The 8,918-nt window shown below is 64.0% G+C and carries 18 protein-coding genes and 1 pseudogene; all 19 read right to left on the reverse strand.

Translation table 11 applies throughout. The annotated features are described in order from the left end of the window. Nucleotides 1-116: 116 nt before the first annotated feature. Nucleotides 117-473 carry a 50S ribosomal protein L18 gene (gene rplR, locus VGN58_RS07170; protein WP_327482603.1) on the reverse strand — a complete coding sequence of 119 codons (357 nt, stop codon included), beginning with the start codon at nucleotides 471-473 and terminating at the stop codon, nucleotides 117-119. Nucleotides 474-502: 29 nt separating this feature from the next. After that, nucleotides 503-1,030, reverse strand: coding sequence for a 50S ribosomal protein L6 (gene rplF, locus VGN58_RS07175; RefSeq protein ID WP_327482604.1), 528 nt, complete (start codon nucleotides 1,028-1,030; stop codon nucleotides 503-505). A 16-nt stretch (nucleotides 1,031-1,046) separates the two neighbouring features. Further along, nucleotides 1,047-1,445, reverse strand: a complete 399-nt coding sequence (rpsH, locus tag VGN58_RS07180) for a 30S ribosomal protein S8 (protein WP_162109785.1) — start codon at nucleotides 1,443-1,445, stop codon at nucleotides 1,047-1,049. Nucleotides 1,446-1,649: 204 nt separating this feature from the next. Continuing rightward, nucleotides 1,650-1,955 (reverse strand): 30S ribosomal protein S14, encoded by a 306-nt coding sequence (gene rpsN, locus VGN58_RS07185; RefSeq protein WP_062352415.1) that lies wholly within the window; start codon nucleotides 1,953-1,955, stop codon nucleotides 1,650-1,652. 20 nt (nucleotides 1,956-1,975) lie between these two features. After that, nucleotides 1,976-2,518, reverse strand: a complete 543-nt coding sequence (rplE, locus tag VGN58_RS07190; protein ID WP_055941290.1) for a 50S ribosomal protein L5 — start codon at nucleotides 2,516-2,518, stop codon at nucleotides 1,976-1,978. Between the two features lie 8 nt (nucleotides 2,519-2,526). Further along, nucleotides 2,527-2,844, reverse strand: coding sequence for a 50S ribosomal protein L24 (rplX, locus tag VGN58_RS07195; RefSeq protein WP_162338026.1), 318 nt, complete (start codon nucleotides 2,842-2,844; stop codon nucleotides 2,527-2,529). 15 nt (nucleotides 2,845-2,859) lie between these two features. Continuing rightward, nucleotides 2,860-3,228, reverse strand: a complete 369-nt coding sequence (gene rplN / locus VGN58_RS07200) for a 50S ribosomal protein L14 (protein ID WP_013535986.1) — start codon at nucleotides 3,226-3,228, stop codon at nucleotides 2,860-2,862. 14 nt (nucleotides 3,229-3,242) lie between these two features. Continuing rightward, nucleotides 3,243-3,509 carry a 30S ribosomal protein S17 gene (gene rpsQ, locus VGN58_RS07205; RefSeq protein WP_055941286.1) on the reverse strand — a complete coding sequence of 89 codons (267 nt, stop codon included), beginning with the start codon at nucleotides 3,507-3,509 and terminating at the stop codon, nucleotides 3,243-3,245. A 12-nt stretch (nucleotides 3,510-3,521) separates the two neighbouring features. Next, nucleotides 3,522-3,707: a 50S ribosomal protein L29 gene (gene rpmC / locus VGN58_RS07210; protein ID WP_055941284.1), complete on the reverse strand. Its 186-nt coding sequence runs from the start codon at nucleotides 3,705-3,707 to the stop codon at nucleotides 3,522-3,524. Beyond that, nucleotides 3,707-4,120: a 50S ribosomal protein L16 gene (gene rplP / locus VGN58_RS07215; RefSeq protein WP_055941282.1), complete on the reverse strand. Its 414-nt coding sequence runs from the start codon at nucleotides 4,118-4,120 to the stop codon at nucleotides 3,707-3,709. Before rplP ends, rpmC begins: the two co-directional genes overlap by 1 nt. A gap of 6 nt (nucleotides 4,121-4,126) precedes the next feature. Next, nucleotides 4,127-4,846 carry a 30S ribosomal protein S3 gene (gene rpsC / locus VGN58_RS07220; RefSeq protein ID WP_327482605.1) on the reverse strand — a complete coding sequence of 240 codons (720 nt, stop codon included), beginning with the start codon at nucleotides 4,844-4,846 and terminating at the stop codon, nucleotides 4,127-4,129. A gap of 2 nt (nucleotides 4,847-4,848) precedes the next feature. Further along, complete coding sequence (rplV, locus tag VGN58_RS07225; protein ID WP_055943295.1) at nucleotides 4,849-5,184, reverse strand: 50S ribosomal protein L22; 336 nt, start codon at nucleotides 5,182-5,184, stop codon at nucleotides 4,849-4,851. A gap of 12 nt (nucleotides 5,185-5,196) precedes the next feature. Beyond that, entirely contained in the window at nucleotides 5,197-5,472 is a 276-nt protein-coding gene (gene rpsS / locus VGN58_RS07230) for a 30S ribosomal protein S19 (protein ID WP_055941277.1), read from the reverse strand. A gap of 6 nt (nucleotides 5,473-5,478) precedes the next feature. Continuing rightward, nucleotides 5,479-6,306 carry a 50S ribosomal protein L2 gene (gene rplB / locus VGN58_RS07235; RefSeq protein ID WP_162338027.1) on the reverse strand — a complete coding sequence of 276 codons (828 nt, stop codon included), beginning with the start codon at nucleotides 6,304-6,306 and terminating at the stop codon, nucleotides 5,479-5,481. Nucleotides 6,307-6,317: 11 nt separating this feature from the next. Then, entirely contained in the window at nucleotides 6,318-6,617 is a 300-nt protein-coding gene (gene rplW / locus VGN58_RS07240; RefSeq protein ID WP_055941273.1) for a 50S ribosomal protein L23, read from the reverse strand. Next, nucleotides 6,614-7,219, reverse strand: a complete 606-nt coding sequence (gene rplD, locus VGN58_RS07245; protein WP_192310113.1) for a 50S ribosomal protein L4 — start codon at nucleotides 7,217-7,219, stop codon at nucleotides 6,614-6,616. Before rplD ends, rplW begins: the two co-directional genes overlap by 4 nt. Before the next feature lie 11 nt (nucleotides 7,220-7,230). Then, on the reverse strand, nucleotides 7,231-7,884 hold the full coding sequence (gene rplC / locus VGN58_RS07250; RefSeq protein WP_327482606.1) for a 50S ribosomal protein L3: 654 nt from the start codon (nucleotides 7,882-7,884) through the stop codon (nucleotides 7,231-7,233). 11 nt (nucleotides 7,885-7,895) lie between these two features. Beyond that, a complete protein-coding gene (rpsJ, locus tag VGN58_RS07255) occupies nucleotides 7,896-8,207 on the reverse strand; it encodes a 30S ribosomal protein S10 (protein ID WP_027070119.1) in 312 nt (103 codons plus the stop codon). A 573-nt stretch (nucleotides 8,208-8,780) separates the two neighbouring features. Then, nucleotides 8,781-8,918, reverse strand: a pseudogene (locus VGN58_RS07260) (elongation factor Tu); the annotation flags it as partial.

An 8,918-nucleotide genomic window follows, 5' to 3' on the forward strand; every position in this document is an offset into this window, starting at 1 on the left:
CGCTTATGGTTGTGGTGTGGAGCGGTGACGCAACGATCGATGCAGAAGAGCGATCGCGCCCGGCGCAGCCCGCGCCGGCAGGACAGGGCATGGAGTCTCCTCCATGCCCTTCAGGATTAGAACTGCAGGCCGCCTTCGCGGGCCGCGTCGGCCAGGGCCTTGATGCGGCCGTGGTAACGGTAGCCCGAGCGGTCGAACGCGACCTTCTCGATGCCCGCAGCCTTGGCGCGTTCGGCGATGACCTTGCCCACGCGGGCCGCGGCGTCGCTGTTCTTGCCATTCTTCAGGCCGTCGTTGACGTCCGCCTGCAGGGTATTGGCGGAGGCGATGACCTTGGCGCCGTCGGCGGTGAACAGCTGGGCGTAGATGTGCTGGCCGGTGCGCAGCACCGACAGGCGGGGCACGCCGAGCTCGCGGATGTGCGCGCGGGTCGACTTGGCGCGACGCAGACGGGCGGTGTTCTTGATGCTCATGATCTGGTTCCTCGAAGCCGAAAGCCCGGTTAGGCCTTCTTCGCTTCCTTGCGGATGATGGTTTCGTCGGAGTACTTCACGCCCTTGCCCTTGTAGGGCTCCGGCGGACGGAAACCGCGGATCTTGGCGGCGACTTCACCAACGCGCTGCTTGTCGGCGCCCTGCACCAGGATTTCGGTCTGGGTCGGGGTGGCGATGGTGATGCCTTCCGGCGTCTTGAACAGGATCGGATGGGAGAAACCCAGCGACAGGTTCAGGTCCTTGCCCTGCATCGCGGCGCGGTAACCCACGCCCACCAGCTCGAGCTTGCGCTCGAAACCCTCCGACACGCCCTTGACCATGTTGGCCAGGATCGCGCGAATGGTGCCGGTGATGGCGTCGTCGGCCGGGGTGGCCGGCGACAGGTTCACCGTACCGTTGTCGACGTTCAGTTCGACGCCGGCCGGCTTGGCGATGGACAGGGTGCCCTTCGGGCCCTTGACGTTGAGGGTTTCACCCTGGGCATTCAGTTCGACGCCCTTCGGGAGATTGATCGGCTTCTTGGCTACGCGGGACATGTCTGGGCTCCTTCGCTTAGGCCACGAAGCACAGGACTTCACCACCCACGCCGGCCGCACGGGCCTGCGCATCGGTCATGATGCCCTTCGAGGTGGAGATGATGGCGACGCCGAGGCCACCGAGGACCTTGGGCAGTTCAGCCTTGCCACGGTACTGGCGCAGACCCGAACGGGACACGCGGCTCAGCTTCTCGATGACGGGCTTGCCTTCGAAGTACTTCAGGACGATTTCGAGCTCGGCCTTGTTGTTCTCGGTCTTCGTCACGCGGACGTCGCCGATGTAGCCTTCCGCCTTGAGGACGTTGGCGATCGAGGTCTTGATCTTGGAGGACGGCATCTTCACCGTCGGCTTGCCCACAGCGGCGGCATTGCGAATGCGCACCAGCATGTCGGCGATGGGATCAGTCATGCTCATGAGAGTCTGCCTTATGAGTAGCACCGATATCCGCTTTCGCGAAAATCTCGTGTTGTCCCTGGAAACCCCCAGGCGGGCGGCCGGTTCACCAGCCCTCCCCTGGCCGAGCCACGGGAGCCAAACATTGTACAACAACAAGTCCGGCATGTGCCGGACTTGTCCTTGAAACCGCAGGGGAGCCCCTGAGGGCGCCCGCTGGCATCCTTACCAGCTAGCCTTGCGCAGGCCGGGAACGTCGCCGTTCATGGTGGCCTTGCGCAGCATGTTGCGACCTAGGCCGAACTTGCGGTACACGCCACGCGAACGACCGGACAGCTCGCAGCGGTTGCGCTGACGGCTCGGCGAGGAGTCGCGCGGCAGCTTCTGCAGCTTGACCACCGCGTCCGCCTTCTCTTCGTACGAAGCGTTCTGGCTGGAGATGATCTTCTTCAGCGCGTCGCGCTTGGCGGCGTACTGCTTGGCCAGCTTTTCCCGCTTGATGTCGCGGTTGACCATCGAGGTCTTTGCCATGATGTCGTTTTCCTAGCGAATCAGTTGCGGAACGGGAACTTGAACGCTTCGAGCAGCGCCTTGGCTTCGGCGTCGTTCTTGGCGGTCGTCGTGATGGCGATATCCATGCCGCGGATCGCGTCGACGGCGTCGAAGTCGATTTCCGGGAAGATGATCTGTTCCTTCACGCCCATGTTGTAGTTGCCGCGACCGTCGAACGAACGGCCGGACACGCCACGGAAGTCGCGGACGCGCGGCAGCGAGATGCTGATCAGGCGGTCCAGGAATTCGTACATCTTGGCGCGACGCAGGGTCACCTTGCAGCCGATCGGCCAGCCGTCGCGGATCTTGAACGAAGCCACCGATACGCGGGACTTGGTCGTGATCGGCTTCTGGCCGGTGATCTTGGCCAGGTCGGCCACGGCGTTTTCCAAGATCTTCTTGTTGGTCGCCGCTTCACCCACACCCATGTTGATGGTGATCTTGGTGATCTTCGGCACTTCCATCGGATTGGTGTAGCCGAACTTCTTCATCAGAGCCGGCGCCACTTCTTCCTTGTAGATTTTTTCGAGACGAGTGGTCATGTCATTCCTCAGGCGTCGAGCGCCTCACCGCTGGAGCGGAACACACGCAGTTTGCGTCCATCCTCCAGCACCTTGAAACCGATACGCTCGCCCTTGCCCGTTGCCGGGTTGAACAGCGCGACATTGGAAATGTGGATCGAGCGCTCGCTCTCCACCACGCCACCCGCGATACCGGCCTGCGGGTTCGGCTTGGTGTGGCGCTTGACGACATTGACGTTGGAGACGACCACGCGATCGCCGTCCACGCGCACCACGTCGCCCTTCTTGCCCTTGTCCTTGCCGGCGGTGACGACGACCTGGTCGCCCTTCTTGATACGGTTAGCCATTTGTATGTCCTCCGCTCAGAGCACTTCAGGCGCGAGCGAAACGATCTTCATGAACTTCTCGGAACGCAGCTCGCGGGTCACGGGCCCGAAAATGCGGGTGCCGATCGGCTCCTGCTTGTTGTTCAGCAGGACGGCGGCGTTGCCATCGAAGCGGATCAGCGAACCGTCGGGGCGACGGACGCCCTTGCGGGTGCGCACGACGACCGCGTCGTAGACTTCGCCCTTCTTGACCTTGCCACGCGGGATGGCGTCCTTGACGGTCACCTTGATGATGTCGCCGATGCCGGCGTAGCGGCGCTTGGAGCCGCCCAGCACCTTGATGCACATCAGTTCTTTGGCACCGGAGTTGTCGGCCGCGTCAAGGTAGCTCTGCATCTGGATCATGAGTCAGATCTCCTTTATTCGGCCGCGCGGGTGATGATTTCCACCACGCGCCAGTTCTTGGTCTTGGACATCGGGGCGATCTCGGTCACACGCACCACGTCGCCTTCCTTGCAGCTGTTGTCCGCGTCGTGCGCGTGCAGCTTGGTGGAACGCTTGATGTACTTGCCGTACAGGGCGTGCTTGACCTGACGCTCCACCAGGATGGTGACCGTCTTGTCCATCTTGTTGCTGACGACGCGGCCTTCGATGGTGCGTTGCGCTTTGTCTTTGTTATCGCTCATCTTGGTCGCTCCTTACTTCTGGCTGCCCAGCAGGGTCTTGACGCGAGCGATCTCGCGGCGGACCCGGCGGGTTTCATGCGTCTTCGGCAGCTGGCCGGTCACCTTCTGCATGCGCAGGGAGAACTGCTCCTTGCGCAGCTCGGTCAGGTGGGCCTTCAGCTCGTCAGCCGATTTCTCGCGGAGTTGCTTGAGTTCCATTAGCGCACCGTCCGGGTCACGAAAGTGGTGGTGACCGACAGCTTGGCCGCGGCCAGGCGGAACGCCTCGCGCGCGATGTCCTCGCTGACGCCTTCGATTTCATAGATCATGCGGCCCGGCTGGATCTGGGCGACCCAGTATTCGACGTTGCCCTTACCCGAACCCATGCGGACTTCGATGGGCTTCTTGGTGATGGGCTTGTCGGGGAACACACGGATCCACATCTTGCCGCCGCGCTTGACGTAGCGGCTGATCGAGCGGCGGGCCGCCTCGATCTGGCGCGCGGTCAGCTGACCGTGCGCCGTGGCCTTCAGGCCGTACTCGCCGAAACTGACGAGGTTGCCGCTCCAGCTCAGGCCTTCGTTACGGCCCTTGTGCATCTTGCGGTACTTGGTTCGCTTGGGTTGCAACATGACTGATTACCTCGCGTCGCGGTCACGAGCCGGGCGCGACGGACGTTCGCTGCGCTCGGGGCGCGCGTCGTCCTGCTTCTCCTGACCCACCTGGCTGAAATCGAAGATTTCGCCCTTGTAGACCCACACCTTGATGCCGATGATGCCGTAGGTGGTCTTCGCCTCGGCAAAACCGTAATCGATGTCGGCACGCAGCGTGTGCAGCGGCACACGGCCTTCGCGGTACCACTCGGAACGGGCGATTTCCGCGCCGTTCAAGCGGCCAGCGACGTTGACCTTGATGCCCAGGGCACCCAGGCGCATCGCGTTGCCGACGGCGCGCTTCATGGCGCGACGGAACATGATGCGGCGTTCCAGCTGCTGCGCGATCGATTCGGACACCAGTTGGGCGTCCAGCTCGGGCTTGCGCACTTCGGTGACGTTGATGTGCGCCGGGACGCCCATCAGGTCGCTCACTTCCTTGCGCAGCTTCTCGATGTCCTCACCGCGCTTGCCGATCACCACGCCCGGACGGGCGGTGTGGATGGTCACGCGGGCGGTCTTGGCCGGACGCTCGATCAGGATCTTGGAAATGCCCGCCTGCGCCAGCTTCTTGCGAAGCATCTCGCGCACCTTGAGGTCCGCGGCGAGGTAGTCGGCGTAGTCGCGCTTGTTGGCGAACCACTTGGAATTCCAGTCCTTGGCGATGCCCAGGCGGATACCGGTCGGATGAACTTTGTGACCCATACTTATTTGCCCTCGCCCACGACCACGGTGATGTGGCTGGTGCGCTTCAGAATGCGGGTGCCACGGCCCTTGGCGCGGGCCATGAAACGCTTCAGCATCGGACCTTCGTCGACCATGATGGTCTTGACCTTCAGCTCGTCGACGTCGGCGCCCTGGTTGTTCTCGGCGTTGGCGATGGCGGACTCCACGACCTTCTTGATCAGGTGGGCAGCCTTCTTGTCCGAGAACTTCAGCAGGTTGACAGCGCGTTCGGCGGGCAGACCGCGCACCTGGTCGGCGACCAGGCGGGCCTTCTGGGGGGAGATGCGCGCGGTGCGCAGGATGGCTTTCGCTTCCATGGTCATCTCTCCTTACTTCTTGCCGCCGGCTTTCTTGTCGCCACCGTGACCCTTGAAGGTACGGGTGACGGCAAACTCGCCGAGCTTGTGGCCGACCATGTTCTCGTTGACCAGCACCGGAACGTGGTTCTTGCCGTTGTGGATGGCGATCGTGAAACCCACCATTTCCGGCAGGATCATCGAACGGCGCGACCAGGTCTTGATCGGCTTCTTGCTGCCGCCCGCGGCCTCCACCTTCTTGACGAGGTGGTGATCGACGAACGGGCCCTTCTTGAGTGAACGTGCCATGGTCGATTAGCCCCTACGATCGCGGACGATGAATTGCTGCGTGCGCTTGTTCTTGCGCGTCTTGTAACCCTTGGTCGGCACACCCCACGGGGTGACCGGGTGCGGGTTGCCCTGGCCGGCCTTCGCCTCACCACCACCGTGCGGGTGGTCGACCGGGTTCATGGCCGCACCGCGGACGGTCGGCTTGATACCGCGCCAGCGCTTGGCGCCGGCCTTGCCCAGCTTCTCGAGGCTGTGCTCGTCGTTGCCGACTTCGCCCACCGTGGCGCGGCACTCGACCTGCACCTTGCGCATTTCGCCGGAGCGGAGGCGCAGCGTGGCGAAGCCCTGCTCGCGAGCCACCAGCTGCACGGCGGCGCCGGCGGCGCGCGCGATCTGCGCGCCCTTGCCCGGCTTCAGCTCGATGCCGTGGATCGTCGTACCGACCGGGATGTTGCGCAACGGCAGCGTGTTGCCGGCCTTGATCGGGGCATCGCTACCGGCGATGACCTGGTCACCGGCCTTCAGGCCCTTGGGGGCGATGATGTAGCGACGCTCGCCATCGACATAGCACAGCAGCGCGATGTGCGCGGTGCGGTTGGGATCGTATTCGATCCGCTCCACGCGCGCCGGGATGCCTTCCTTGTCGCGCTTGAAGTCGATGATGCGGTAATGCTGCTTGTGGCCACCGCCGATATGACGGGTGGTGATGCGACCGTGGTGGTTGCGACCGCCGGACTTGCTCTGCTTCTCGAGCAGCGCAGCATGCGGGGCACCCTTGTGCAGGTCGGGCGTCACCACGCGGACCGCCGAACGGCGACCGGGGGAGGTGGGCTTGAATTTCATCAATGGCATGTGGGTCTACCTCAGGCCTTGGCCGACACGTCGATGGCCTGACCATCGGCCAGACGCACGTACGCCTTGCGCCAGTCGCCGCGGCGGCCGGCGCGGTTACGGAAGGACTTGTTCTTGCCCTTGACGTTGACCACGTTGACCGTCTCGACCTTGACGTCGAACAGCTGCTCGACCGCGGCCTTCACATCGGCCTTGGTGGCATCGTTCGAGACTTCGAAGACGTATTGGTTGGAGAGTTCCTGCAGGCGCACGGTCTTTTCGGAGACGCGCGGAGCACGCAGCACGGCAAAAATCTTTTCGTTGCTGATCATGCCAGCCACTCCTCGATCTTCTTGACGGCGTCGGCCGTGATCAGCACCGAGTCGGCACCGACCAGCGCTGCCGGGTCCAGGCCCTGCACGTCGCGCACTTCCACGTAGGGAAGGTTGCGGGCGGACAGGTACAGGTGCTCGGAGGCATCCTCGGTGACGATCAGCGGACGCTGACCCAGGTCCAGGCCCTTCAGCTTCTCGACCAGGGCGCTGGTCTTGGTGGCGTCCACATCGAACGCTTCCACGACCTTCAGGCGGTTCTGGCGGTTCAGCTCGGACAGGATGGAGCTGATGGCCGCGCGGTACATCTTGCGGTTGACCTTCTGCGCAAAGCTGCGCGGCTTGGCCGCGAAGGTCACGCCGCCGCCGACGAAGATCGGCGCGGTCAGGGCACCGTGACGGGCGCCGCCGCCCTTCTGCTTCTTGGACTTCTTGGTGGTGCCGTTCACTTCGGCGCGCGTCTTCTGCGCCTTGGTGCCGGCACGACCGGCGTTGCGGTAGGCAACGACGACCTGGTGGACCAGATCCTCGCTGAACTCGCGGCCGAACACGTCGTCGGAGACCGACAGCTTGTTGGCGCTACCTGTAATGGCTAGTTCCATGGTCGTTCTCCTCAACCCTTGCTCGCCGGACGCACGATCACGTCGCCACCCGGCGCACCCGGCACGGCGCCGCGGACGGCGATCAGGCCGCGCTCGGCGTCCACGCGGACGACTTCCAGGTTCTGCGTGCTCTGCTGCACGGCACCCATGTGGCCCGACATCTTCTTGCCCGGGAACACGCGGCCCGGCGTCTGGCGCTGACCCAGCGAACCCGGCGCGCGATGCGACAGCGAGTTACCGTGGGTGGCGTCGCCCATGCGGAAGTTCCAGCGCTTGATGGTGCCCTGGAAGCCCTTGCCCTTGGTGACGCCCTGGACGTCGACGATCTGCCCGACTTCGAAGATGTCGGCCTTGATCTCGCCGCCGACGGTGAAGTCGCCCAGCTTGTCGGCTTCCACGCGCAGCTCCCACAGGCCACGACCGGCTTCGACCTTGGCCTTGGCCAGGTGACCGGCGACGGGCTTGGTGACGAGCGAGGCGCGACGGCTGCCCACGGCGACCTGCACGGCGCTGTAGCCGTCGGTTTCCGGGGTCTTGATCTGGGTGATGCGGTTGGGGGTAGCTTCGATCAGCGTCACCGGAATGGACTTGCCATCTTCGGTGAACACGCGGGTCATGCCAGCCTTGCGGCCGACGAGACCCAACGAATATTTCTTCGCGGTCATGGTCGTGGGCCTCAGGTCAACTTGATCTGCACGTCGACGCCAGCCGCGAGCTCGAGCTTCATCAGCGCGTCCACGGTCTTGTCGTTCGGGTCGACGATGTCGAGCACGCGCTTGTGCGTGCGGGTCTCGTACTGGTCACGCGCGTCCTTGTCGACGTGCGGGGAAACCAGGATGGTGTAGCGCTCGATCTTGGTCGGCAGCGGGATCGGGCCGCGCACTTGCGCGCCGGTCCGCTTGGCCGTCTCGACGATCTCGCTGGCCGAGCGGTCGATCAGACGATGATCGTACGCCTTGAGCCGGATTCGGATCTTTTGGTCCGCCATTGCGGTAGTTCCTTCGTTAAAGAGCGACGGGCGCGGCCTCTGGGATGCCTTGCCCCGGTTAGTCCAAGCTGTTCCAGCTCCCCACCGGCCGCGTGGACTCCACGGACGGAAAGTGCCGGATCGGCTGAGGATTCTTCCTGAAAAACTAGGCGAGCCGGTAAACCGGCCCGCCCAGACATGAAAGTATAGGACGCGTGACACACCCCGTCAACCACCGGGACGCCCTGCCCGGCCCAAGGGCCTGCAGGAAGGCACGCGACACTCCGTGTCTGGCGAACACGAGGCGCTTCCTGCACCTCTTTTCGCGGTAGGAACCAGCGGCCTCCCAGGGGGCGCTGGCGGGTCATGCGATTCCTTTCGGGCCAAGCGGCCCTCAAGGGGCGCGCATGATAGCGCAGGTTTTGCTGGTTTGCAGCATCCGATCGCTGATGGCGAAGGGTTTTCTGCAAAAAAACAGGCGGACCGGGATTCCGGTCCGCCTGTTCGTAGCCCGCCGGACGCTGGATCCCCGTTTGCGCGGGGATGACGTTCCGGCTGAGGCGTCCGCGCCTTGGGCGCGGACGCGCCGTCACGTCACTTGATGATCTTGGACACCACGCCGGCGCCGACCGTACGGCCGCCTTCGCGGATCGCGAAACGCAGGCCTTCGTCCATCGCCACCGGGTTGATCAGGGTCACCACCATCTTCACGTTGTCGCCCGGCATGACCAT

This window comes from Pseudoxanthomonas sp. (assembly GCF_035999195.1).
Lineage (GTDB): Bacteria > Pseudomonadota > Gammaproteobacteria > Xanthomonadales > Xanthomonadaceae > Pseudoxanthomonas_A.